This is a genomic window from Streptomyces sp. M41(2017), from assembly GCF_002078175.1.
In the GTDB taxonomy this organism is placed as follows: domain Bacteria; phylum Actinomycetota; class Actinomycetes; order Streptomycetales; family Streptomycetaceae; genus Streptomyces.
On record NZ_MWFK01000002.1, the window covers coordinates 1,461,102 to 1,484,722 of the forward strand.

Annotated in this window: 26 protein-coding genes and 1 riboswitch; of the genes, 13 read left to right on the top strand and 13 right to left on the bottom strand. The window is 72.3% G+C overall.

The features are described 5' to 3' along the window. The first annotated feature begins 35 nt into the window (after window positions 1-35). Entirely contained in the window at window positions 36-758 is a 723-nt protein-coding gene (locus B0675_RS32145; protein ID WP_081223121.1) for a lysophospholipid acyltransferase family protein, read from the top strand. Window positions 759-835: 77 nt separating this feature from the next. Here B0675_RS32145 and B0675_RS32150 read toward each other — a convergent pair whose 3' ends face one another. The 8 genes from B0675_RS32150 to B0675_RS32185 all read right to left on the bottom strand — a co-directional run bounded on the left by B0675_RS32150 (window position 836) and on the right by B0675_RS32185 (window position 8,057). After that, the gene (locus B0675_RS32150; protein WP_081223122.1) at window positions 836-2,446 is read right to left on the bottom strand and encodes an alpha/beta hydrolase; all 1,611 of its coding nucleotides are present in this window, start codon (window positions 2,444-2,446) and stop codon (window positions 836-838) included. A 166-nt stretch (window positions 2,447-2,612) separates the two neighbouring features. Next, window positions 2,613-3,371, bottom strand: coding sequence for an urease accessory protein UreD (locus tag B0675_RS32155; RefSeq protein WP_081224009.1), 759 nt, complete (start codon window positions 3,369-3,371; stop codon window positions 2,613-2,615). After that, on the bottom strand, window positions 3,368-4,045 hold the full coding sequence (gene ureG / locus B0675_RS32160; RefSeq protein ID WP_081223123.1) for an urease accessory protein UreG: 678 nt from the start codon (window positions 4,043-4,045) through the stop codon (window positions 3,368-3,370). The genes B0675_RS32155 and ureG overlap by 4 nt, the downstream gene beginning before the upstream one ends. 257 nt (window positions 4,046-4,302) lie before the next feature. Next, the gene (locus tag B0675_RS32165) at window positions 4,303-4,977 is read right to left on the bottom strand and encodes an urease accessory UreF family protein (protein WP_081223124.1); all 675 of its coding nucleotides are present in this window, start codon (window positions 4,975-4,977) and stop codon (window positions 4,303-4,305) included. Continuing rightward, on the bottom strand, window positions 4,977-6,698 hold the full coding sequence (locus B0675_RS32170) for an urease subunit alpha (RefSeq protein WP_081223125.1): 1,722 nt from the start codon (window positions 6,696-6,698) through the stop codon (window positions 4,977-4,979). Before B0675_RS32170 ends, B0675_RS32165 begins: the two co-directional genes overlap by 1 nt. Further along, entirely contained in the window at window positions 6,691-7,002 is a 312-nt protein-coding gene (locus tag B0675_RS32175) for an urease subunit beta (RefSeq protein ID WP_081223126.1), read from the bottom strand. The genes B0675_RS32170 and B0675_RS32175 overlap by 8 nt, the downstream gene beginning before the upstream one ends. A 16-nt stretch (window positions 7,003-7,018) precedes the next feature. Beyond that, complete coding sequence (locus tag B0675_RS32180; protein ID WP_081223127.1) at window positions 7,019-7,321, bottom strand: urease subunit gamma; 303 nt, start codon at window positions 7,319-7,321, stop codon at window positions 7,019-7,021. 457 nt (window positions 7,322-7,778) lie between these two features. Beyond that, window positions 7,779-8,057: a type II toxin-antitoxin system Phd/YefM family antitoxin gene (locus B0675_RS32185; protein ID WP_081223128.1), complete on the bottom strand. Its 279-nt coding sequence runs from the start codon at window positions 8,055-8,057 to the stop codon at window positions 7,779-7,781. 196 nt (window positions 8,058-8,253) lie between these two features. Here B0675_RS32185 and B0675_RS32190 point away from each other — a divergent pair, with 196 nt between their 5' ends. The 3 genes from B0675_RS32190 to B0675_RS32200 all read left to right on the top strand — a co-directional run bounded on the left by B0675_RS32190 (window position 8,254) and on the right by B0675_RS32200 (window position 9,818). Beyond that, complete coding sequence (locus tag B0675_RS32190) at window positions 8,254-8,493, top strand: ATP-dependent Clp protease proteolytic subunit (protein WP_081223129.1); 240 nt, start codon at window positions 8,254-8,256, stop codon at window positions 8,491-8,493. Window positions 8,494-8,500: 7 nt separating this feature from the next. Further along, complete coding sequence (locus B0675_RS32195; protein WP_081223130.1) at window positions 8,501-8,806, top strand: hypothetical protein; 306 nt, start codon at window positions 8,501-8,503, stop codon at window positions 8,804-8,806. A gap of 336 nt (window positions 8,807-9,142) precedes the next feature. Continuing rightward, window positions 9,143-9,341, top strand: a riboswitch (cyclic di-AMP (ydaO/yuaA leader). 3 nt (window positions 9,342-9,344) lie between these two features. Beyond that, entirely contained in the window at window positions 9,345-9,818 is a 474-nt protein-coding gene (locus B0675_RS32200; RefSeq protein ID WP_081223131.1) for a C40 family peptidase, read from the top strand. 169 nt (window positions 9,819-9,987) lie between these two features. On the opposite strand, the gene B0675_RS32205 is transcribed toward B0675_RS32200, so the two are convergent. Beyond that, window positions 9,988-10,683, bottom strand: coding sequence for a LysE family translocator (locus tag B0675_RS32205; RefSeq protein WP_081223132.1), 696 nt, complete (start codon window positions 10,681-10,683; stop codon window positions 9,988-9,990). 162 nt (window positions 10,684-10,845) lie between these two features. Between B0675_RS32205 and B0675_RS32210 the strand changes: the two genes are divergently transcribed. Beyond that, window positions 10,846-11,787 carry a LysR family transcriptional regulator gene (locus tag B0675_RS32210; RefSeq protein WP_081223133.1) on the top strand — a complete coding sequence of 314 codons (942 nt, stop codon included), beginning with the start codon at window positions 10,846-10,848 and terminating at the stop codon, window positions 11,785-11,787. Window positions 11,788-11,906: 119 nt separating this feature from the next. Here B0675_RS32210 and B0675_RS32215 read toward each other — a convergent pair whose 3' ends face one another. Beyond that, window positions 11,907-12,365 carry an ATP-binding protein gene (locus tag B0675_RS32215; RefSeq protein WP_081223134.1) on the bottom strand — a complete coding sequence of 153 codons (459 nt, stop codon included), beginning with the start codon at window positions 12,363-12,365 and terminating at the stop codon, window positions 11,907-11,909. A gap of 211 nt (window positions 12,366-12,576) precedes the next feature. On the opposite strand from B0675_RS32215, the gene B0675_RS32220 reads away from it, so the two are divergent. After that, window positions 12,577-13,434 (top strand): helix-turn-helix transcriptional regulator, encoded by an 858-nt coding sequence (locus B0675_RS32220; RefSeq protein ID WP_081223135.1) that lies wholly within the window; start codon window positions 12,577-12,579, stop codon window positions 13,432-13,434. Window positions 13,435-13,447: 13 nt separating this feature from the next. Next, on the top strand, window positions 13,448-13,672 hold the full coding sequence (locus B0675_RS32225; protein WP_081223136.1) for a DUF397 domain-containing protein: 225 nt from the start codon (window positions 13,448-13,450) through the stop codon (window positions 13,670-13,672). Between the two features lie 12 nt (window positions 13,673-13,684). Here the strand turns inward: B0675_RS32225 and B0675_RS32230 are convergent, their stop codons facing one another. After that, window positions 13,685-14,809: an 8-amino-7-oxononanoate synthase gene (locus B0675_RS32230; RefSeq protein ID WP_081223137.1), complete on the bottom strand. Its 1,125-nt coding sequence runs from the start codon at window positions 14,807-14,809 to the stop codon at window positions 13,685-13,687. Window positions 14,810-14,969: 160 nt separating this feature from the next. Between B0675_RS32230 and bioB the strand changes: the two genes are divergently transcribed. The 4 genes from bioB (at window position 14,970) to B0675_RS32250 (ending at window position 19,138) form a co-directional block, all read left to right on the top strand. After that, a complete protein-coding gene (bioB, locus tag B0675_RS32235; protein WP_081223138.1) occupies window positions 14,970-16,280 on the top strand; it encodes a biotin synthase BioB in 1,311 nt (436 codons plus the stop codon). Continuing rightward, a complete protein-coding gene (locus tag B0675_RS32240) occupies window positions 16,273-17,553 on the top strand; it encodes an adenosylmethionine--8-amino-7-oxononanoate transaminase (RefSeq protein ID WP_081223139.1) in 1,281 nt (426 codons plus the stop codon). The genes bioB and B0675_RS32240 overlap by 8 nt, the downstream gene beginning before the upstream one ends. Before the next feature lies 1 nt (window position 17,554). Then, window positions 17,555-18,271, top strand: coding sequence for a dethiobiotin synthase (bioD, locus tag B0675_RS32245; RefSeq protein WP_081223140.1), 717 nt, complete (start codon window positions 17,555-17,557; stop codon window positions 18,269-18,271). Window positions 18,272-18,448: 177 nt separating this feature from the next. After that, on the top strand, window positions 18,449-19,138 hold the full coding sequence (locus B0675_RS32250; protein WP_081223141.1) for a class I SAM-dependent methyltransferase: 690 nt from the start codon (window positions 18,449-18,451) through the stop codon (window positions 19,136-19,138). Window positions 19,139-19,159: 21 nt separating this feature from the next. On the opposite strand, the gene B0675_RS32255 is transcribed toward B0675_RS32250, so the two are convergent. After that, entirely contained in the window at window positions 19,160-19,534 is a 375-nt protein-coding gene (locus B0675_RS32255) for a fic family toxin-antitoxin system, toxin component (RefSeq protein WP_081224010.1), read from the bottom strand. A gap of 4 nt (window positions 19,535-19,538) precedes the next feature. Beyond that, window positions 19,539-19,778, bottom strand: coding sequence for a toxin-antitoxin system, antitoxin component (locus tag B0675_RS32260; RefSeq protein WP_081223142.1), 240 nt, complete (start codon window positions 19,776-19,778; stop codon window positions 19,539-19,541). 247 nt (window positions 19,779-20,025) lie between these two features. Here B0675_RS32260 and B0675_RS32265 point away from each other — a divergent pair, with 247 nt between their 5' ends. After that, the gene (locus B0675_RS32265; protein WP_081223143.1) at window positions 20,026-20,988 is read left to right on the top strand and encodes an ABC transporter ATP-binding protein; all 963 of its coding nucleotides are present in this window, start codon (window positions 20,026-20,028) and stop codon (window positions 20,986-20,988) included. A 7-nt stretch (window positions 20,989-20,995) separates the two neighbouring features. Beyond that, a complete protein-coding gene (locus tag B0675_RS32270) occupies window positions 20,996-23,563 on the top strand; it encodes an FtsX family ABC transporter permease (RefSeq protein WP_081223144.1) in 2,568 nt (855 codons plus the stop codon). Window positions 23,564-23,621: the final 58 nt, after the last annotated feature.

The window sequence follows — 23,621 nt, forward strand, 5'->3', positions numbered from 1 at the left end:
CTGATCGCTCCCCCGGGGAAATGAGGAGCGCTCCAGTGTTCTATTACGTGCTCAAGTACGTTCTTCTTGGTCCGCTGTTGAGACTGGTCTTCCGGCCTCGGATCGAGGGCCTCGAGCACGTACCGTCGTCGGGCGCGGCCATCGTGGCCGGCAATCATCTGTCGTTCGCGGACCACTTCCTGATGCCCGCGATCCTGAAGCGCCGGATCACCTTCCTCGCGAAGGCCGAGTACTTCACGGGGCCGGGGATCAAGGGCCGGCTGACGGCCGCGTTCTTCCGCAGCGCGGGGCAGATCCCGGTCGACCGCTCCGGCAAGGAGGCCGGACAGGCCGCCATCCGCGAGGGCCTCGGCGTCCTCGCCAAGGACGAGCTGCTCGGCATCTACCCGGAGGGCACCCGGTCGCACGACGGCCGCCTCTACAAGGGCAAGGTCGGCGTGGCGGTGATGGCGCTGCGCGCCGAGGCGCCCGTGATCCCCTGCGCGATGATCGGCACGTTCGAGGCGCAGCCCCCGGGCCGGAAGCTTCCGCGGATCCGCCCGGTGTCGATCCGTTTCGGCGAGCCCCTCGACTTCTCGCGCTACGCCGGGATGGAGAACGAGAAGACGGTCCTGCGCGCCATCACCGACGAGATCATGTACGCCATCCTCTCCCTCTCCGAGCAGGAGTACGTCGACCGGTACGCGGCCGACGTCAAGAAGGAGGCCGCCGCGAAGGCGGAGTCGCGGCGCCCGTTCCGCCGCACGCCGTCGAGTTGAGCGGCACCGGCGACCGGCCGGGACGTACGTGAAGGGGGCGGCCGGTCGGAACCGGCCGCCCCCTCATGTCGCGGGTGCTACGGCTGCGGGGTGGCGTGCGGCGTGCACGTCACGTCGGCCGCGTCCGTCTTCCCGGTGAGCAGGTAGGAGTCCACCCGCCCGTTGATGCAGGGGTTGAGCAGACCGGTCACACCGTGCGAACCGGCGCCCTTCTCCGTGATGAGGCGGGAGCCCTTGAAGCGCTTGTGCAGTTCGACGGCACCCGCGTACGGCGTGGCGGCGTCGTTCGTGGACTGCACGATCAGGACGGCCGGCAGGCCCTTGCCGGTCTTGACCTCGACGGGCGTCTGCTGCTTGACCGGCCAGGTGGCGCACGGCAGGTTCATCCACGCGTTGGCCCACGTCATGAACGGGTAGTCCTTGTGCAGCCGGGAGTTGTCCCGGTCCCACTTCCGCCAGCTGGTCGGCCACTTGGCGTCGGTGCACTCGACGGCCGTGTAGACAGCGTTGCCGTTCTCCGCGGAGGCGTTGCCCGCGGTGTCGGACAGGTCGGGCGCGGCGGCGTCCACGATCGCCTGGGTGTCACCGGCGACCACCTTGCTGAACACCGTGGCGACCGGTACCCACGAGGAGTCGTAGTACGGGGCGCTCTGGAAGAAGGAGATCAGCTCGGCGGGGCCGACGACACCGCCCAGGGGGCTCTTCTTCGCCGCGGCGCGCAGCTTCAGCCACTGGTTCTGGACCTTGGCACGGGTGTCACCGAGGTGGAAGGCGGCGTCGTTCTTCGCGACCCAGTCCTCCCAGTCCTTCCAGCGGCCCTCGAAGGCCACGTCCTGGCCGAGGTTGGCCTCGTACCAGATGTTCTCGCGCGCGGGGTTGACGACGCTGTCGACGACCATGCGGCGCACGTGGCCCGGGAAGAGGGTGCCGTAGACGGCGCCGAGGTAGGTGCCGTACGAGACGCCCAGGTAGTTGAGCTTCTTCTCACCGAGCGCGGCGCGGATGACGTCCAGGTCGCGGGCGGTGTTGGGGGTGGTCATCTGCTGGAGCACGGCCTTGCCGCTGCGCTCGGCGCAGCCGTCGGCGTACTCGGCGGCCAGCTTGCGCTGGGCGCGCTTGTCGGCCTCGCTGTCCGGGACCGGGTCCGCCTTGGGCGCCTTGACGAACTCCTGCGGGTCGATGCAGGAGATCGGGGCGGAGTGGCCGACACCGCGGGGGTCGAAGCCCACGAAGTCGTAGGCCTTCGAGGTGTTCACCCAGAGCGGGTTCTTGCCGGTGACCCGGGTCGGGAAGCGCATGCCCGAGCCACCGGGGCCGCCCGGGTTGTAGACGAGCGCCCCCTGGCGCTCCTCCTTCGTCCCGGTGCTGCCGATCCGGTCGACGGCGAGCTTGATCTGCTTGCCGTGCGGGTGTGCGTAGTCCAGCGGCACGCTGACCCAGCCGCACTGGATGGGCTTCACGAAGCCCCAGTCGGCGGGGCAGTCCTGCCAGTCGATCCCCGCCTTGGCGGCCCGGTCCGCGGCGACGGCGGCACCGCGCTGCTCGCGGCTCTGCCCGTGGCTCCAGCCGTGACGCGAGTCGGCGGTGGCCGACGGGGCCGCCACGGCTCCGGCTATCAGGGTCGCCGTGACGAGCACGCCGGCCGAACCGAACGCCGTCACCCGCTTCGTCGGTCTCTTGGACCTCAAGTGGGACCTCCCCGTACATCGTTGCGATTGGTACGGGGATCCTTGCTGCTGTGAGGTCCCTGAGAACAGATGTGACCGGCGTTCTTTACCATTCCGATAGCCGGTACGCGGTGCTCCGTTGAGCGGTGAGGATGGCGCGAACCCGCCTTTCTCCAGCGGTTTCTCGTCACGTGAGGTCGCACAGCGCCTCGTCCATGATCCGCCGCAGCAGCAGGGCGTCCGGGGCGAGCGCGGTGACGAGCACGGCGGGCCCGGCGAGCGGGGTGAGAGCGGCGTACTCCCCCAGCAGGCGCGCGGGCGGCGGTTCCTCCTCGAACTCCGGTCGTACGACGACGAGCTGGCCAAGAGCCCGGCGCCCCGCGAGGACGGCGGGCCCGTCCCAGCCTCCCGGCGCTCCGGGGCCGCACGCCAGTTCCTGGTCCAGCAGGGTCCGTCCGTCGTGGCGCACGGTGAGCCTGCTGGTGAGGCGCCCCGGGTCCTCGCCGACCCGCCCGAGGACCTGCTCCTCCCGGAAGACGAGCCGGGCGCCGCGCCGCAGCTCGATACGCGAGACGACGGACAGCTCACTGCCGCCCGCGGAGATCAACTGCTCGGGGAGCCAGTGCAGTTCACCGCCCTCGGCGACATCGAGGCGTACGTCGTAGCGGGCCTCACCCCCGGCCTGTCCGGGCAGGGCGATGGTGGCTGCGGCCGACCCGACCCGCAGGAGCGCGTCCGGCCCCACCCGTGCCTCCACGGTGAGGTGGTCGCCGCCGAGCGGTCCGCTCATCGCGCCGACCAGCGTCACCCGCGCCTCGGCTCCGCTGCTGCGGGTGCGGCGCAGGGCAAGGGGGCCCTCGCCGTCGAGCACCGGCAGTGCCGTTCCGCCCCTGCCGTCGGCCCGGGCCTCGATCCGTGCGGTGGCACGCACGCCCTGGGTGGTCATGCCGTCCATGCGGCGAGCCGGCCGCGCACCCAGCCGGCGACGTCCGCGACGCCGGCCTCGGTCCGCAGCGACTGGAAGACCACAGGGAGTTCGTCGCGCTGGGCCTTGGCGTCGGCGGCCATGCGTCCGAGGTCGGAGCCGACGTAGGGCGCCAGGTCGGTCTTGTTCACCACGAGCAGGTCGGCGGTGGTGACGCCCGGCCCGCCCTTGCGCGGGATGTCGTCCCCGCCCGCGACGTCGATCACGAAGATCTGCGCGTCGACGAGTCCCTTCGAGAAGGTCGCCGTGAGGTTGTCGCCGCCGGACTCGACGAGGATCAGGTCCAGCGGTCCGACCTCGTCCTCCAGGTCCTCGACCGCTTCGAGGTTCGCGGAGATGTCGTCGCGGATCGCCGTGTGCGGGCAGGCCCCCGTCTCCACGGCGGTGATCCGCTCGGGCGGCAGGACCGCCTCGCGCAGCAGGAACGCGGCGTCCTCGCGGGTGTAGATGTCGTTGGTGACGACGGCGAGGGACAGTTCGTCGCGCAGGGCGCGGCAGAGGGCGGCGACGGTGGCGGTCTTGCCCGATCCGACGGGTCCGCCGAGTCCGATGCGCAGGGCACGTCGGCGGCCGTCGGGCCGGTGGGCATCGGCGCTGATCGCGGCGGGGCCGTCGTGGGAGTGGCCGAGATGCATGTCAGGTCTCCGGTTTCTTCCGGTCCGCTGGGGTTCGGTTCGTTCTGTCCGGCGCCGGCCGGTCGGGCCGGGACGGGGTGCTGGTATGGGGGTTTCTTCCGAGGGCGGGGCTCCGGCGGCGGCGACGGTGCCGGTCTCCGGGAGCGGTGCGGGGACGACCGGGTCCGGTGGTGGCCGTCCCCCGCAGGGCGAGGGGAACGGCCGTGTCCGGTGGTGGCCGTTCCCCGCAGGGCGGCTTCCGTGCGGCACGCCTTCGGCTAGGACGCGAAGAGGCGGACGGGCCAGGCGGCGTGCGCCTCCGCGCTGATCTCCAGCAGGGGCGCCGACGTGGCGGGGAGTGCCTCGACCCCTTCGTCGAGGACCCGCCGTGCCGCGCTCGCCGCCGCGTGCGCGACGACGTCCAGCTCCGGTGTCAGCCGGGCCAGGACAGCCGTGGCCTCGAACGGGTCGAGGCTCAGCAGCCGTACCGTCGCGGACGCGGGCCCGCTGACGCACTCGTACGCGGAGCAGTACGCGGCGTCCTCGGGTCCGAGTCCGGCCGCCCGTGCCGCCACGCCGAGGACGACCGGCTGGTGGGCTCCCTTGGGGAACTCCTTGGCCAGCTGGTCGAGTTCGGCGCAGGGCCAGGTGGCGCGGGCTGCCCTCATGAGCTGCCGCCCCAGCCGGCGCGCGACGCCCCGCAGGGCGAGGGAGGGGGTTCTGGCGTCGGCTGCGGCGTCCAGCGCCGCGGGGTCGCCGCCGAGCGCGGCCGCCGCGGCCAGTGAGGCCGCGACGAGTCCGGTCGTGTGCAGCCGGCCCCGGCAGAACTCCTCCAGGCCCGCCGCCCCGGTGATCCGCCCGGCCTTCACGGCGGCCTCGGCCCCGCCGGAGTGCGCGTGCCCTCCGGCGGGGAACCGGCCGTCGGCCAGGACCAGCAGTGCTGCGCGGGACATCAGAAGAGGAAGTAACGCTGGGCCATGGGCAGTTCGGCGGCCGGAGTCGCCTCGACGAGTTCGCCGTCGATGTGCACGGCGAAGCTGTCGGGGTCGATCCGCACCTGTGGCCGTGCGTCGTTCTCCCGCATGTCGGCCTTGGTGACCGCCCGGGTGGAGTCGATGGCCACGAACCGCTTGCCGAGCGAGAGCCGTTCCGGCAGCCCGTCCTCGATGGCGAGCGGCGCCACGAAGTTGAACGAGTTCGCGGCCGGCGCCCGCCCGATCGCGCCGAACATCGGGCGGGGCAGGATCGGCTGCGGCGTCGGGATCGACGCGTTGGCGTCGCCCATCTGCGCGTACGCGATCATTCCGCCCTTGATGACGAGGTGCGGCTTGACCCCGAAGAACGCGGGCTCCCACAGCACCAGGTCGGCGAGCTTGCCGGTCTCGACGGAACCGATCTCCCGTGCGAGGCCCTGCGCGAGCGCCGGGTTGATGGTGTATTTGGCGACATAGCGACGCACTCGGTGGTTGTCCGCGCCGCCGTCTCCGGGCAGTGCGCCACGGCGCCGCTTCATCACGTGGGCGGTCTGCCAGGTTCGCATGATCACCTCGCCGACCCGTCCCATCGCCTGGGAGTCGGAGGAGATGATCGAGATGGCGCCGAGGTCGTGCAGTATGTCCTCGGCGCCGATGGTCGACGGCCGGATGCGGGACTCGGCGAAGGCCAGGTCCTCGGGCACCGCCGGGTTGAGATGGTGGCACACCATCAGCATGTCGAGGTGTTCCTCGGCGGTGTTGACGGTGTAGGGCCGGGTCGGGTTGGTCGAACTGGGGAGCACGTACGACTCGGAGACCACGGACATGATGTCCGGCGCGTGCCCGCCGCCCGCACCCTCGGTGTGGTACGCGTGGATGCCGCGCCCGCCGATCGCGGCGAGGGTGTCGGCGACGAACCCCGCCTCGTTGAGGGTGTCGGTGTGGATGGCGACCTGGATGCCCGTGCGGTCGGCCACCGTGAGGGCGGCGTCGATCGCGGCGGGCGTCGAGCCCCAGTCCTCGTGGATCTTCAGGCCGAGCGCGCCGCCCCGGATCTGCGACAGCATCGCGTCGTGCGAGACGGTGTTGCCCTTGCCGAGCAGACCGAAGTTGAGAGGGTAGCCCTCCATCGCCTCCAGCATCCGGGCCAGGTGCCAGGGGCCGGGCGTCACGGTGGTGGCCTTGGAGCCCTCCGCGGGTCCGGTACCGCCGCCGACGAGGGTGGTGATGCCGGAGGCGAGCGCCTCGTCGGCGATCTGCGGGCAGATCAGATGGACGTGGGCGTCGATGGCGCCCGCGGTCAGGATGCGCCCGTTGCCCGCGATGATCTCGGTCTCCGGGCCGATCACCAGATCGGGGTGGACCCCGTCCATGGTGTCGGGGTTGCCCGCCTTGCCGATGCCGGTGATCCGGCCGTCGCGGATACCGACGTCGGCCTTGACGATCCCCCAGTGGTCGATGATCACGGCCCCGGTGACGACCGTGTCCGGGGTGCCGTCGGCGCGCGTCGCGCGCGACTGGCCCATGGACTCGCGGATGACCTTTCCGCCGCCGAACACCGCCTCGTCACCGGCGAGTCCGGGGCCGCCCGAGCGGTCCTCCTCGATCTCGACCAGCAGATCGGTGTCGGCGAGGCGGATGCGGTCGCCGGTGGTGGGCCCGAACAGGTCGGCGTACTGGGCGCGCGAGATCTCAGGCATCGAGGGCACCTCCGGTCTCGCCGCGCAGGCCGGGCACCACGCGGGCGCCGGCGAGCGGGACGAGTTCGACGTCGACGGGGATTCCGGGCTCGAAGCGCACGGCGGTGCCCGCGGCGACGTTGAGCCGCTTGCCGCGTGCGGCGCCGCGATCGAAGTCCAGTCCGGGGTTGGCCTCGGCGAAGTGGTAGTGGGAGCCGACCTGGACGGGGCGGTCGGCGGCGTTCAGGACGGTCAGGCGGGTGACCTCGCGGCCCTCGTTGTAGAGGACGGGCCCGTCGGCGAAGAGGATCTCTCCGGGAATCATGGCGCGTGCTCCCCCGTCAGACGATCGGGTCGTGGACGGTGACGAGCTTGGTCCCGTCGGGGAACGTCGCCTCGACCTGGACGTCGTGGATCATCTCGGGGATGCCCTCCATGACGTCGTCACGGGTGAGGATCTTGCGTCCGGAGGACATCAGCTCGGCGACGGTGCGGCCGTCCCGGGCGCCTTCCAGGATGTGCGACGTGATCAGAGCGATCGCTTCCGGATGGTTCAGTCTCACTCCGCGGGCCCGGCGCTTCTCGGCCACGTCGGCGGCCACGTGGATCAGCAGCCTCTCCTGCTCGTGCGGGGTCAGTTGCACGGCTTCCCACCTCACAGTCCTCGCTCCGGACCGTGCGGGGCCCGGGGTGCCGCAACCATCGCGACGAGATAGATGTAACACACCGACACTTGTCGCGTTCTTGGCGAATCCGGGCACAAGAACCCCTGGCGGCGTGGATCGGCAGGTTAGTTGGACGGAGTTTCAACTACGTTAACCAGTCCTTGATCCACTGATGACCGGCTCCTGGGCGGCCGCATACCCGGTTCGCGACGCGACGTCGGCGGCGTCACCTCCGGGCAGGGATCGGCCGGCAGGCACCCCCATCATGGCCGCCGGGCCACGGCTGCGCGGGGTACGACACCAGGCCGTGGGCGATGGACCGTATACGGCGGGGCGCCGAACCCGGCCCCGCGGGGCCCACGCACAGAGCCGGGTGCCCCGTACCGAAGCACGGAGCACCCGGCTCACAACGCGGGGCCGGCCAACCGTCGCGCGGTCAGGAGGCGTTGGGCCCTCGGTGCTCGGCGGCGATGCCGAACCGCCGGCGCTCGCGGGACGCGGAGGCCACCTCACGGGCGCCGGACAGGGATCCGATGGCCGGCTCGTCGGCGGAACCGTGGAGTTCTTCGAGGCGTTCGAGGTCGGCGGCGGAGACGAGGGCGACGAGCGGCTTCCCGTGCCGTGTCACGACGACGCGCTCGCCGCCGTACACGACGCGGTTGATCAGTTCGGCCAGCTCGGCCCTGGCTCGGGTCACCGGAATCTCGTAGGCCATGGGCCCAGCTTAGACCGGTCGCGGCGGCGTCCGGGGAGCGTGGGGCCGGCCCGGAAGGCGGCGCGAGGCGCGCCCGGAAGGGCTCCCCGGCCGCCTGACAAGGCTCTTCGCTCTCAGCGGGGAGCCCTTCCCGATTGACGTACGCCCTGTACATTTTTTACAGACGTCGATCCACCGATCGCGAGGAGGCGTGCCCATGCACCGCCCGTCCACCCGCCACGTCCCGACCGGCCTCACCCGACACCCCGGCGCGGGACACGGGACACCGGATCCGTACGCGCAGCCGCTCGACGAGCGGACCGTGCTCCTCGGGACGACCATCGACGACACCTCGGCGAACGCCGTGACGGGGCGGTTCACCCACCTCGAACACCGCGCCCCCGACCGGGACATCTCGCCGTCCGGCGACTCGCCCGGCGCACCCGGCGCGAGGTGAGCGGCCGATGATCCCCGACCTGCCGCCGCTGCCCGCGCTGACCCGCGCGGAGGCCGAGCTGATCGACCGCTATCTGGACGTGGTCGACCTGGTCGGCCGGATCAATCCCGCGCGTCCCGGCGACACCTACCGGGGGCTGCGCGCCGCCCAGGCTCTGGTCGCCAAGGCGACGGCCCTGCGGGACGCCCTCGCGCTCATGCACCAGCGGGGCGAGAGCGAGGTGCACGCGCCGACCCTGGCTCAGGCTCTGCGCGTGCTGGACGGCGAGCGGCGCACCACGCGGGTCACGATCCCTCCCGTGTCCGGCAGTTGAGGCGCTCACGCCCGGGTCCGGCGCGCACCGCGCCGCCGGACCGTCCGCACCGCGACTCAAACGCACCAGATGGTGTACCCCCTGATGGCGTAGGAATCCGTCCTTTCTCGGACCCCTCCGACTTGCGCAACACGGAGGGCAGAAAGGCGGAATGAGGGGTTCCGATGCAGGTGCGGGGGTCGCCCGCGTCCCCAACACCCCCTCGAACAGAGGGGTGTCCACCCGAACGGGTGAGTGGTGAGTAAGCCCACAAAACATCGGTTCCACTCGGATTTTCGGACGTTCATGGGTGAAGATCCCTTCCGACGACAAGCCCCCGCCACAGCGGCGGGGCGGTCCGGGCGGACGCCGAGTCCTGCCGCCGCCCGGATGCCCGGTCGACAGAAGTGGATCGGCAGGAGTGGAGGACCCAGCACGACGGTCCGCCGGAGCAGCATTCCGCGCGGTCCTTGGGGTGAAGCCGCAGCAGCGGCCGGGCAACTTCGCCAGCCCGAATCCGACAGGTCATCCTTCACAGGCGGCTGACGAAGGGTTGCGCATGACTGCGCTCAATCGTGTCCCGTCGCTGTGGACCAGGGCCGGTACGGCCTCGGCCCTCACCATCGCCGCCGTCGGCGGCAGCCTCGTGGTCCCTGGTGTCGCACCCGACGCCCAGGCGGCCACGACCGCGACGAAGGCACTCCAGGTCGCGGCCTCGAAGCACGGCGCCCCGTACAAGTACGGCGCCACGGGACCGCACCGCTTCGACTGCTCCGGGCTCACGCTCTACTCGTTCAAGAAGGCGGGCAAGAAGCTGCCTCGAACGGCCGCGGCGCAGTACAACAAGACGCACCATGTCTCCGCCTCGCACCGCAAGGCCGGGGACCTCGTGTTCTTCCACTCGGGCCGGAGTGTTTACCACGTCGGCATCTACGCCGGGAAGGGAAAGATCTGGCACTCCCCGAAGACCGGGGAAGTGGTGAAGCTCCAGAAGATCTGGACACGGAGCGTCTGGTACGGGCGGGTCAGCTGACCTGACCCCGGGCGGCGGCGGGGGCCGCCGCCCGGGGAACACCGACACTGCGGTCCTGCCACCCCTCGGTGTACCGCCTCCGTCCGGCCGCCCTTTTCGGTGCGCCGCCTCCGTCCGGCCGTGCGCCGCAGGGACGGCGACCGTCCCCGCCACGCCGGCAGCGCCCGGCTCAGCCCCTCAGCGGCTCCAGGAGCAGCACGAGGCCGAGCACGGTGAGCGCTCCGCCGGTGACGGCCTCCACGGCGCGTGCGGCCCGCGGCCGGCGCAGCCACCGTCCCAGCCGGTCCACGAGCAGCGCGACCGCCGGGAACCACACCAGGGCCAGGACGACCACGATCAGCGCGAGGAGCAGCGTCCGCGGCATCGCGGGGCTGCCCGCCGGCACGAACTGCGGCAGCAGGCTCAGAAAGGTGATCGGCGCCTTCGGGTTGAGGGCGTTGGTGACGAAGCCCTGACGCAGCGGTCGGGCAGCCGTGCCCGTCCCCGCCGTCCCCGCCGCCCCATGCGCATCCTTTCCGGACTCCTTCCGGTCGTCGGCCGAGGCCGTGACCGTCCCCGGTCCGGTCCCGTCGGCCGGGCGCGGTCGCCCGAGGGCGCGCACGGTCCGCAGGCCCAGGTGGAGCACGTAGGCGCCACCGAGCAGCTGGAGCGTCCGGAACAGCGCGGGGACGGCGGTGAGGACCGCGGCCACCCCGGCGACGGCCAGCGCCGTGTGCAGGAGCAGTCCGCCCGCGATGCCGAGGGCGCACGCGACTCCGGCCCGGCGCGAGACGAGGGCGTTGCGTACGACGACGGTGAAGTCGGCTCCGGGCATGGCGACCATGCCGGCGGCCACTCCGGTGAAGGCGAAGAGCTGTGCGTCCATGCCACCAGGTTCACCCGCAGGGGCCTTCAGCAGGTATGTCGAATATCCTGGGTTCTCCTTAAGCATCCGTTTAGACCCCGGTGAGGGGTCACCTCGGACCGGGCCGTCCGGGGCGGCCCCTCGACGAGGTCCGGTAGTGGCCCCTGGATCCAGGAGCGGCACATGTACGACCCGACGCGGCTGGCGGCGCTGGTGGCGGTCGCCGAGGCGGGCTCGATCACCCGGGCCGCCGAACGGCTCGGGTACACGCCGCCCGCACTCTCCCAGCAGGTGGCGAAGCTGGAGCGGGAGGCGGGGGCGGCACTGCTGGTGCGGTCGCACCGCGGGACGCGGCTCACCGGCGCCGGCGAACTGCTGGTGGCGCGAGCGCGGCGGGTGCTCGACGAGATGGAACTGGCTCGGCACGAACTGGCGCGGCTGGCGGGCCTGTCGGGCGGGACGCTGCGGCTCGGCACCTTCCAGACGGCGGGCATCCATCTGCTGCCGCCCGTGCTCAGCGCGTTCCGCCGGGCCCATCCGGACGTGGAGCTGGCGGTCGCCGATTACGAGCCTCCGCACGGGATCGCGGCGGTCGCCGCCGGGGAGGTGGACCTGGCCCTCACGCACACCTACGAGCCCGCGCCGCGTGTACCGCTGCCCTCGTCCGTCGCCGTGGAGGCTGTGCTGGTCGAGGAGTTGGTGCTGGTGACGGCGCCGGGGCACGTGCTCGCGGCCGGTTCCGGGCGGTTGCCCCTCGCGGACCTCGCGGGCCAGCCGCTGATCAGCATGGCGCCGGACCACCCACCGCGGCAGGCCGTGGAGGCCGCGCTCGCCGGCGCCGGAGCCACCCCTGCCGTGCTCGTCGAGACGCCGGGCTACGCCCTGGTGTGCGCGCTGGTCAGTGCCGGGCTCGGGGTCGCGGTGGTGCCGGAGATGGTGGCGTCGACCGCCGCGACTCCGGTGGGGACGCGGCTGCTGGACCCGGGAGACCTGCGGCGCACGATCTCGGTCGTCCACCGCGCGGAGGGAGCCACGCCCGCCGCCGACGCGTTCCGCGCCCTGCTGCGCGGCGCGTTCGGCCGCGTCGGCCGCGGGCACCCCTGGGGAAACCGGCCGGAGGCGTAGTTCCGCGCGGTCCATGCGCACCGCGGCATCGGGGTGTCGTGCCGCGCCGGGCGTCGCGGTCAGCGGCCTCTCCTCCAACGACCGGTCGCCCGGCCGGGGATGGGGTCCTCGCGGCGTCGCTACGCCTCGGGCGGTGCCCCGGCCGTGATCGGCCGGACCGGTGCCGTCCAGGGGAGTTCGATGGAGACCGTCTTGCCTCCCTCGCGGGTGGCGCGGACGCTGAGCCTGCCGCCGCACTCGTTGGCGAGCCAGCGGATGATCACCATGCCGCGACCGTTGTCCTGCTGGACCGCCGCGGGGAGCCGCTTCGGGAAGCGCGGATGGCTGTCGGTGACGCCGATCCGCAGGCGCTCCTCCCGGTCGAGACACACGTCGACCGTGAAGGTGGGCGACTGCCCGAAGGTGTGCTGAACGGCGTTGGTGGCCAGTTCGGACACGATCAGGCGGACGGTCTCACCGACTTCGGCGTCGCCGGGCAGGCCCCATTCGGCCAGCACTTCCGCGACGAATTTACGGGCCACGGAAACCGAGACGGCTTCGCTCGGCAGAGTGACGGCTGCTTCCTGGTGATCTGCCATGGCGAGGTCGTCCCTTTCCCACGGGACCGGAGTCCGACACGGAGCGGATGGTTCGAGTACGGTCCCGGACTGGTGCTTGCGCCAGACTGCCATTACCGGGCCGGTCGCGGGTGCGATCCACCGAGTAATGCATATATCTGTCGCTCGATGCGGTGAACTCTGCGTCCGCGGAACGTATTCGGGCGGCTTGGAAGGAGTAAGGAGAACGGCCATGCAGCACGGTCCCGCGGTGCGCCGCCGCAAGCTCGGCGCCGAACTGCGCGCGCTGCGCGCGGGCACGGGCCTCACGAGCGGCCAGGCGGCCCGCCTGCTCGGCTGGCACCAGTCGAAGGTGAGCCGCATCGAGACCGGAACCAGCGGTGTGAAACCGGCCGACGTCGAGCGCCTGCTGGACGTGTACGCGGTCGAGGACCCCGAACTGCGCGAGCTGCTGGTCGTGTTGGCGGGGTCCGAGGGGAACGGCCGGCACCACTGGTGGCACGCGTACCGGGGGGTCCTGCCGCCCGCCTACCGCGACTTCATCAGTCTGGAGTCGGGCGCGAGGGGGATGCGCACCCTGGAGACGTCCGTCGTACCGGGGCTGTTGCAGACGCCCGACTACGCCCGCGCGGTGACGCGGGCCGCCGTGGACGGTCTGGAGGAGAGCAAGCTCGACACCCTGGTCGAGGTGCGGCTGGCCCGGCAGGACGTGCTGCGCGCCGATCCCCCGCTGGAGCTGTGCGCGGTGCTCGACGAGGCGGTACTGCGACGGGAGGTGGGCGGTCCCGAGGTGATGGCCCGCCAGCTGGACCGGCTGTGCGAGGCCGCGGCGCTCCCCCAAGTCCGGCTCCAGGTGCTGCCGTTCGCCGCCGGAGCTCACATCGGGATCACCGGGCCTTTCGTTATCTTCTCATTTCCGAACACAACTGATCTGGATGTGGTTGTTCTCGACCACTTGACGAGTAGCCTCTACCTCGAACGGAAAGAAGACCTCCAGGCCTATACGGAGGCCTTCAACACCCTTCAGTTCCACGCCCTTTCGCCCGAGGACTCGTTGGACTACATCGCCGGGATAGGTGACGGCGCGTAAGGAGGCACCCCCATTGTCTGCATCGCCTCGGTACGTACCCTCCAGCACTGCACTGCGCGACGTGCGATGGCTGCGCAGCAGCCGCAGCACGGGAATGAACAACTGCGTCGAGACGGCGCGCCCCGGCTCCGGACCGTGGTCCGGGACGGTCGCGGTGCGCGACTCCAAGAATCCGGCAGGCCCCGCCCTGCTGTTCGCCCCTGCCGCCTGGGAGGGGTTCATCACCGGCCTGGCCTGACCGCGGGCCGGTTCACCGGGTGCGGCTGATCACGTCCACCGCGCGCTCGATCTGCTCCTCGGAGAGGTCCGCGCGGGCCGTCAGCCGCAGCCTCGACACACCGTCGGGCACCGACGGGGGACGGAAGCAGCCGACGGCGAGGCCCGCCTCGCGACAGTCGGCGGCCCAGCTCAGGGCCCGTTCGGGGGACGGTGCCCTGACGGAGACGACGGCGGCGTCCGGTCGTACCGCCGACAGCCCCTCGGCCGTCAGCCGGGTGTGCAGCGCCGTGGCCACCGCGCGCGCCCTCGCCGCCCGTTCCGGTTCCTCGCGCAGCAGTCGCAGCGCGGCCAGCGCCGCTCCCACGGCCGCCGGCGCGAGGCCGGTGTCGAAGATGAAGGTGCGCGCAGCGTTGACGAGATGGTCGATGACCGCCGCCGGACCGAGGACGGCTCCGCCCTGGCTGCCCAGCGACTTCGACAGCGTCACCGTCACCACGACGTCCGGGTTCCCGGCGAGTCCCGCAGCGTGCGGGGCACCCCGGCCCCCGTCGCCGAGGACACCGAGCCCATGCGCGTCGTCGAGGATCAGCCCGGCCCCGTACTCCCGGCAGGCGAGGGCGAGTTCGGCGAGCGATGCCGCGTCCCCGTCGACCGAGAAGACCGTGTCGGAGACGGCGACGGCCGGGCCCTCGTGCGTGCCGAGCGCCTTGCGCACTCCGGCGGGATCCACGTGCCCCACCACCTGGGTGGTGCCGCGGGCGAGCCGGCAGCCGTCGATCAGTGAGGCGTGGTTGCCCGCGTCCGAGACGACGAGCGAGCCGTGCGGCGCGAGGGCGGTGACGGCGGCGAGGTTGGCCGCGTAGCCGGAGGAGAGGACGAGCGCGGACTCGAAGCCGCAGAAGTCGGCCAGTTCGCGTTCCAGTTCGGTGTGGAGTTCGGTGGTGCCGGTGACGAGCCGGGAACCGGTCGCGCCGCCGCCCCAGGTGTTCGCCGCCTGCGCCGCACCGGCCGTGATCCGCGGGTGGCGGGCCAGACCGAGGTAGTCGTTGCTCGCGAGATCGAGCAGCGGCGAGTCGGCGGGGCGCGGGCGCAGGGTCCGTACGAGCCCGGCGGTGCGGCGCGCCGCGGCCTGCTCGTCGATCCAGCCGAACGCCATGTGTCCTCCGGACCGTCGTGGCGGGTGTTTTGTAGGCAGTGCACAGACCCTAGCGGCCGGACCAGCCGCCCAGGATGTGGCAATACCCACACGTCGAACCCACTCTGTTGTCCGATCTCTCCTTGGCCGGGACCGGTCGTATACGCCAGGATCGGACCTCATGGACCTGCTGAACACGCTGGTGGACAAGGGGCTTCGGCGCGAGCTGCCGACCCGCGAGGAGGCGCTGGCCGTACTGGCCACGTCCGACGACGACGTGCTCGACGTGGTGGCCGCGGCCGGCAAGGTGCGCCGCCGCTGGTTCGGCCGACGGGTGAAACTGAACTATCTGGTCAACCTGAAGTCGGGCCTGTGCCCGGAGGACTGCTCGTACTGCTCGCAGCGCCTCGGTTCCCAGGCCGGGATCCTGAAGTACAGCTGGCTGAAGCCCGACGAGGCCTCCCGGGCCGCGGCGGCGGGGCTCGCCGGGGGCGCCAAGCGGGTGTGCCTGGTGGCCAGCGGCCGCGGGCCGACCGACCGTGACGTGGAGCGGGTCTCCGACACGATCAAGGCCATCAAGGACCAGAACGAGGGCGTCGAGGTGTGCGCCTGCCTCGGTCTGCTCTCCGACGGCCAGGCCGAGCGGCTCCGCGAGGCCGGCGCGGACGCGTACAACCACAACCTGAACACGTCCGAGGGCACGTACGGCGAGATCACGACCACGCACACGTACGCCGACCGGGTCGACACCGTCCAGAAGGCACACGCGGCGGGATTGTCCGCCTGCTCGGGTCTGATCGCGGGCATGGGCGAGGCGGACGAGGACCTCGTCGACGTCGTGTACGCGCTGCGCGCTCTCGACCCCGACTCCGTCCCGGTGAACTTCCTGATCCCGTTCGAGGGCACCCCGCTCGCCAAGGAGTGGAACCTCACCCCGCAGCGGTGCCTGCGCATCCTCGCCATGGTCCGGTTCGTGTGCCCGGACGTCGAGGTCCGGATCGCCGGCGGCCGCGAGGTGCACCTGCGCACCCTCCAGCCGCTCGCCCTGCACCTCGCCAACTCGATCTTCCTCGGTGACTACCTCACCAGCGAGGGCCAGGCGGGCAAGGCGGATCTGGACATGATCGCGGACGCGGGCTTCGAGGTGGAGAACGCGGGCGAGGTGACCCTGCCGGAGCACCGTGCGGCGGCGGGAGGCTGCGGTGCGCAGGCGTCGGCCGGGGACACGGTGTCCGAGGGCGCGGGGTGCGGGTCGCACGCCGAGGTCGGCTGTGGATCCCACGCGGGCGGCGGCTGCGGGTCCCACGACGGCGGGGGTGCGTGCGGCTCGGTCCCGGCACCCTCCGTCGAGGCGGCAGGCGCGGAGACCGCGGGTGCGGAGCAGGCGGACTCGCGGACACAGGGCGCGGAAGCGGTGCCCGCGGGCGCCAGGACCGACCTCGTCGCCGTCCGCCGCCGTGGTGCCGGAACGGATCTCGCGCCCAATGCCTGACCTGTCCGTGCGGGAGCTGCTCGACCTCGACCGGCGGCACGTCTGGCATCCGTACGGGCCGATGCCCGGCCGCCAGGAACCGCTGGTCGTGGAGTCGGCGAGCGGAGTCCGGCTCCGACTGGCCGGCGGTGCGGGTGAGCTGGTCGACGGGATGTCGTCCTGGTGGTCGGCGATCCACGGCTACGGCCATCCGGTGCTCGACGAGGCGGCGCGCGGCCAGCTGGACCGGATGAGCCACGTGATGTTCGGCGGGCTCACGCACGAGCCCGCCGTACGGCTCGCGAAGCGGCTGGTCGACATCTCTCCGGACGGCCTGGAACACGTCTTCCTGGCCGACTCCGGTTCCGTGTCCGTCGAGGTCGCCGTCAAGATGTGCCTCCAGTACTGGCGTTCGCTCGGTCGCCCGGCCAAGCAGCGCCTGCTGACCTGGCGCGGCGGCTACCACGGGGACACCTGGCAGCCCATGTCGGTGTGCGACCCCGAGGGCGGGATGCACGAGCTGTGGCAGGGCGTGCTCCACCGCCAGGTGTTCGCCGACGCGCCGCCCGCCGAGTACGACGCGTCGTACGCCGAGCGGCTGCGCGAGCTGATCGGCGCGCACGCCGACGAGCTGGCGGCGGTGATCGTCGAGCCGGTGGTGCAGGGCGCGGGCGGCATGCGGTTCCACTCCCCCGCGTATCTGCGGGTGCTGCGAGAGGCGTGCGACGCGCACGACGTGCTGCTGGTCTTCGACGAGATCGCCACCGGCTTCGGTCGGACGGGCGAGCTGTTCGCGGCGGACCACGCGGGGGTGACGCCGGACGTCATGTGCGTCGGCAAGGCGCTGACCGGCGGCTATCTGACGATGGCGGCGACGCTGTGCACCACGCGGGTGGCCGAGGGCATCTCGCGCGGCGAGGTCCCGGTACTCGCCCACGGCCCGACGTTCATGGGCAACCCGCTGGCGGCGGCGGTGGCGTGCGCGTCGGTCGACCTGCTGCTCGGCCAGGACTGGCGGACCGAGGTGAAGCGGATCGGGACGGGACTGCGGGACGGGCTCGCGGAGGCCGCGGCCCTGCCGGGCGTGCGGGACGTACGGGTGCTCGGCGCGATCGGAGTCGTCCAGCTCGACCACGAGGTGGACATGAAGGCGGCGACGGCGGCCGCGGTGCGCGAGGGCGTGTGGCTGCGGCCGTTCCGCGACCTCGTCTATACGATGCCGCCGTACGTCACGGGTGACAGGGACGTCGAACGGATCGCGCGCGCCGTGTGCGCGGCGGCGCGGGAGGGTTGAGATGCCGGTACTGGTGATCACGGGAACGGGCACGGAGGTCGGCAAGACGGTCGTCACGGCCGCCGTCGCCGCCACGGCGCTCACGGCCGGACGGTCGGTGGCCGTGCTCAAACCGGCACAGACCGGTGTGGGACCGCACGAGCGGGGCGACGCCGACGAGGCGGCGCGGCTCGCGGGCGCGGTCACGACGCTCGAACTCGGCCGCTACCCGGAGCCGTTGGCGCCGGCGACCGCCGCCCGGCGGGCCGGCCTCGCGCCGGTGCCACCGCGGGATGTCGCCGAGGCCGCCGCCAAACTGGCCACTGAGCACGACCTGGTGCTCGTCGAGGGGGCGGGCGGCCTCCTCGTCCGCTTCGACGACGAGGACGGCACGCTGGCGGACGCGGCCCGGATGCTCGACGCGCCCGTGCTGGTCGTGACGCCGGCCGGGCTCGGCACCCTCAACGCGACGGAACTGACGGCCCGTGAACTGCGGCGCCGCGAGCTGGAGTTCGCCGGTGTCGTCATTGGCAGCTGGCCGGACGCGCCGGATCTGGCGATGCGCTGCAACCTCGCCGACCTGCCGGCGGTGTGCGGTGCGCCGCTGCTGGGCGCGGTCCCGGCGGGAGCGGGGGGTCTGTCGCCCGCCGACTTCCGTACGGGCGCCCCGGGTTGGCTCGATCCGCGACTGGGCGGACGGTGGAACGCGGACGTTTTCGCCGCGGCCAGCGGCGCCTGAGCCGCCCCCGGCCGGGGGGACGCGCGGGCGCCCACGGAGATCGGCCTCCACCGGGACACCGGCCCGGCCGGTGTCCCGGCGCGCGGGTGCGGTGGGAGCGGGCCGGCCGTCCGGCGCGTGCGGCGGACCCCGCGGGGGGACAATCCCGGTAAGACCCGTCCTCCCGGGAGGTCCGTCATGCCGTTCAAGCCGTTGCGTCCGGCCGGCTCCGGCAAGGTGACGGCTGACGCCGTGCACCATCCGGTGTTCGCCCGTTCCTACGCTCGCCTCAGCGTCGGCGCCGAGACCCGGATGGGCATGGGCCGGATGCGGGACCGGCTGCTCGCCGGGCTGTCCGGCCGGGTCATCGAGATCGGCGCGGGCAACGGGCTGAACTTCGCGCACTATCCGGGGACCGTGTCGGAGGTCGTGGCCATCGAACCCGAGCGGCTGCTGCGCCAGTTGGCGGTGGAGGCGGCGCTGCGCTGCGAGGTGCCCGTCGATGTGGCGCCGGGTACGGCGGAGGCCCTGCCGGTGAAGAGCGAGGCGTACGACGCGGCGGTGCTGTCGCTGGTGCTGTGCAGCGTGCGGGACGTGCCGAGGACCCTCGCCGAGGTGCGGCGGGTGCTGCGCCCCGGCGGCACGGTGCGGTTCTTCGAGCACGGCAGCGGCGGCGGACCGGTGATGCGGTCGACGCAGCGGGGCCTGGACCGCACGGTGTGGCCCCGGCTGGCCGGCGGCTGCCACCTGTCCCGCGACACGGTCTCCGCACTGCGCGACGCCGGCTTCGAGCTGGGGCCGTACCGCAGGCTGTTCATGCCCGAGAAGGGGATGAGGCTGCCCACCTCGTACTGCGTCCTGGGCACCGCGTACCGGCCCATGGACTGAGGGCCGGTGGGCGGTGCCCGACTACAGGCTCCAGCGGCGCAACTCGTGCGCGATCTCGTGGACGGTGGCGTCACCGCTCTTCACCAGGCGGGCCAGCTCCCGCACCTGTTCGGGCGAGGTGACGACCTTCAGGCCGCTGGCGACGAGATAGGCGTACGCGACGGCCGAGGCGAACATCGCGTTGGAACGCTCGAGCGCCGGGACATGCAGCAGGAGCTGGAGGAGCGCGGCGGCGCGGGTGTGCGGACTGTCGTAGACGGGGATGCCGAAGATCTCCGCCTCGTGCCGGCTGACGGCGGCGACGAGGGCTCCCCAGTCGGTGACCTGGGGATCTCCGGGGGTTTTCTGTTCGGCGATCATGAGGAGCCAGGCAAGATCGACTCTGAGACTGCTCAAGGGATCAACGACGACCTTCGCGGGTGCCTTCACGGTCCGAGCCGAACTCCTCGGCGAACACGGACTCGTACTGCTTCATGAAATCGGCGGCGGCGTCCACGAACGTGTGGCCGACCTCCCCGGTGTCCTGCCGGACCAGCTCCTCGATGTAGCGGTTCACGCTCATCCCCCGTTCCAGGGCTCGCTCACGGGCGGCTCGGGCCGTGCCCTCGTCCACCCGGACGTTCAGCTGAGTCTTCGCCATCCTTCGAAGCTAGCGCGGAACCGCTAGCACCCGCAAGGGGGCCTCCCCCTCCAGCAGCCCGGGACGGCCGGCGTCGCCGCCACCGGCCGGGCGCACGCGGGTGGAGAGTGCCCCTTACATCCGTGCCCGGGGCGCGACCTGGGGCGGAGACCATCCGGCACTCAAGGGGGATACCGGGTGTGCCCTCCGTCACACTACGCTCGGGCGCGACGAGGGATTCGGGACGTCGAACACGGAGGAGGCGGCCTTGTCCACAGCTGCTGCGGAGCAGGCACCCGGCCGCGCGGAGGGAGACGGGATCGCCGCCCGAGCCCGCGGTCTGACGAAGGCGTACGGCTCGGGCGAGACCGCGGTGCTCGCCCTCGACTCGGTCGACGTGGACATCGCGCGGGGCCGGTTCACCGCCGTGATGGGCCCTTCGGGCTCCGGGAAGTCCACCCTCATGCACTGCCTGGCCGGGCTCGACACCGTCTCGGCCGGACAGGTCTGGCTGGGCGGCACGGAGATCACCGGGCTCAAGGACCGTGAGCTGACACGGCTGCGCCGGGACCGGATCGGCTTCATGTTCCAGTCGTTCAACCTGATCCCGACGCTGAACGCGGCGGAGAACATCACGCTGCCCATGGACATCGCGGGCCAGAAGCCCGACCGGCAGTGGCTGGACCAGGTCATCGACACGCTGGGGCTGCGGGACCGGTTGAAGCACAGGCCCGCCCAGTTGTCCGGCGGCCAGCAGCAGCGCGTGGCCTGTGCTCGGGCGCTCGCCTCCCGGCCGGAGCTGATCTTCGCCGACGAGCCGACCGGCAACCTGGACTCCCGTGCCGGACTCGAGGTCCTCGGCTTCCTGCGCGAGGCCGTCGACGAACTGGGCCAGACCGTCGTCATGGTCACGCACGACCCGGGCGCGGCCGCCCACTCCGACCTGGTGCTCTTCCTCGCGGACGGGCGGATCGTGGACGAGACGGAGCGGCCGACCGCCGAGGCGGTGCTGGAGCGGATGAAGCGCTTCGACACGGTCCGCGTGACCTACGACGGCCGCGAACCGGGGGGCACGGCGTCGGACGCCGGCGGGTCCGGCGGCATCCCGGCCCCGGGCGGGCCCGGTGGGACGCCCCGCGCCGGCGGCGCCACCGAGGGGTCTCCCCCGGCCGGCTCGGGCAGCGGCTCCGCCACGGCCGGCTCCGCCGACGTGTCCCTCGACAAGGACTGAGGCGGCTGTGCTCAGAGCGACCCTGCGGAGCTTTCTCGCGCACAAGGGCCGGCTGCTCCTGTCGGCGCTCGCCATCGTGCTGTCCGTGGCGTTCGTCGCGGGCAGCCTCATCTTCTCGGACACGGTGAGCCGCACGTTCGACCGGCTCTTCGCCTCCACCTCCGCGGATGTGACCGTGGAGCCGAGGAACGACCTGAACGCGCAGCTGCCGACCGGCGCCACCGAGACCGTGCCGGCCTCGCTCGCGGACCGGATCGCGAAGGTCGAGGGCGTCGCCGCGGCCCGGGTCGACGCCTCGGTGGAGAACGCCCCCGTCGTGGACAGCGCGCACCGGTCCGTCGGCCCGACGACCGGTGCCCCCACCGTCGTCACGGACTGGCGGGTCACCGACCGCAGTCCGGTGAAGCTGACCTCAGGGCACGCGCCCGAGGGCGACGGCGAGGCGCTGCTCGACGCGGACACCGCCGACAAGAAGCACCTCGGCATCGGGGACACGCTCACCGTGCAGGCGCAGCCCGGGTCGTTCGAGGTGCGGATCGTCGGGATCGCGACCTTCACCACCACGAACCCCGGTGCCGCACTGGTCTACCTCGACACCGCGACCGCGCAGACGAAGCTCCTCGGATCCACCGGCGTCGCCACGAGCATCTCCGTGGACGCGACGAAGGGCGTCGGCGACGCGACGGTCAAGCAGCGGATCGCCGCCGAGCTGGGCGCCGGCAGGTACGACGTGAAGACGGCCGACGAACAGGCCGAGTCGTCGGCCGAACAGCTCGGCGGTTTCCTGGACATCATCAAGTACGTGATGCTCGGCTTCGCCGGGATCGCCGTGCTCGTCGGCATCTTCCTGATCGTCAACACGTTCTCCATGCTGATCGCCCAACGCACCCGCGAACTCGGCCTGTTGAGGGCTCTCGGCGCGGACCGCCGCCAGGTGCGCCGGTCGGTGCTCACCGAGGCGCTGCTCCTCGGCCTGGTCGGTTCCACCCTCGGCCTCGCCGCGGGGATCGGGCTCGCGGTCGGTCTGATCAAGCTGATGACCGCGTTCGGCATGAACCTGAAGTCCACGGAGATGGTGATCGGCTGGCCGACGCCGGTGGCGGCGTACGTCGTCGGGGTGGGCGTCACGTTCGTCGCCGCGTATCTGCCGGCCCGGCGCGCGGCGACCGTCTCGCCGATGGCGGCCCTCGCCGACGCCGAAGTCGCCGGGGTCGGGAAGCCGTTGCGGACGCGGGCCGTCGTGGGCCTGGTCGTCGGGGCGGCCGGAGCGGCGGCGCTCGCCGGATGCGCGGCCGCGTCGAAGACGTCGACGTCCGCCTCACTGCTGGGACTCGGTGTCGTCCTGACGCTGATCGCCACGGTGATCGCCGGGCCGCTGCTGGTCCGGCCGGTGATCCGGGTCCTCGGAGGCGCCTTCCCGGCGCTCTTCGGCTCGGTCGGCCGGATGAGCCAGCGCAACGCCCTGCGCAATCCGCGCCGCACCGGCGCCACCGCCGCCGCGCTCATGGTGGGGCTCGCCCTGGTCGGCGGGATGTCGGTGGCCAGCGCCTCCATGAGCAAGTCCTTCGACAGCCAGATCGACAAGACGCTCGGCTCCGACTTCGTGCTGCAGAACGACAACTTCGTCCCGTTCTCCAAGGAGTTGACGGACAAGGTGCGCGCCACCGAGGGCGTGGGGCTCGTCGTCCGGCAGCGGTTCACGCCGATCGCGGTCCGGTTGCCGGACGGCAGGCGCGTCGAGACGTCCGCGGCGGCCTACGACCGGCGGCTCGACGACGTCGCCCACATCACGTACGCGCGGGGCGACACCGCGGCGGCGCTCGCGGACGGACGCATCGCCATGGACGCGACGTTCGCCGAGGACCACGGCGTCCGGGTGGGCAGCACGATTCCCGTCGAGTTCCCGGCCGGCCGCAGGGCCGACCTGACGGTGGGCGCGCTCACCGACCAGGCGGGCAGCGGCGGGTTCGGGATGCAGGGCGGGCTCGTCATCGGCTTCGGCACGGTCGAGAAGTACGTGCCCGGCGGGCAGGACTCCGCGCTGTACGTGAACGCGGGCCCGGGCACCGACGCGGACCGGTTGCGCCCACGTCTGGAGAAGACCCTCGATCCGTATCCCCAGGTTCAGGTCCGCGACCAGGCCGATTACAAGAAGCTGGTGCACGACCAGATCGCCGTGCTGCTCTACCTCGTGTACGCGCTGCTCGGGCTCGCCATCGTCATCGCGGTGCTCGGTGTCGTGAATACCCTCGCCCTGTCGGTGGTCGAGCGGACCCGCGAGATCGGGCTGCTGCGGGCCATCGGGCTCGGCCGCCGTCAGCTGCGCCGGATGATCCGGCTGGAGTCGGTGGTCATCGCCGTGTTCGGGGCCGTGCTCGGTCTGGCGCTGGGGCTCGTCTGGGGCGTGTGCGTCCAGCGGGTGCTCGCTCTCCAGGGGATGGAGGAGCTGGCCGTCCCCTGGACGACGATCGTGGCGGTCGTGGTCGGCTCGGCGCTCGTCGGCGTCGTCGCCGCACTGCTCCCGGCGCTGCGGGCGTCGCGGATGAACGTCCTCGCGGCGATCGCGCACGAGTGACCGGCGCGCCGGCGGCCGACCGGGTCTCCTCGCGCACCGGTGGCCGACGGCCGTCCGG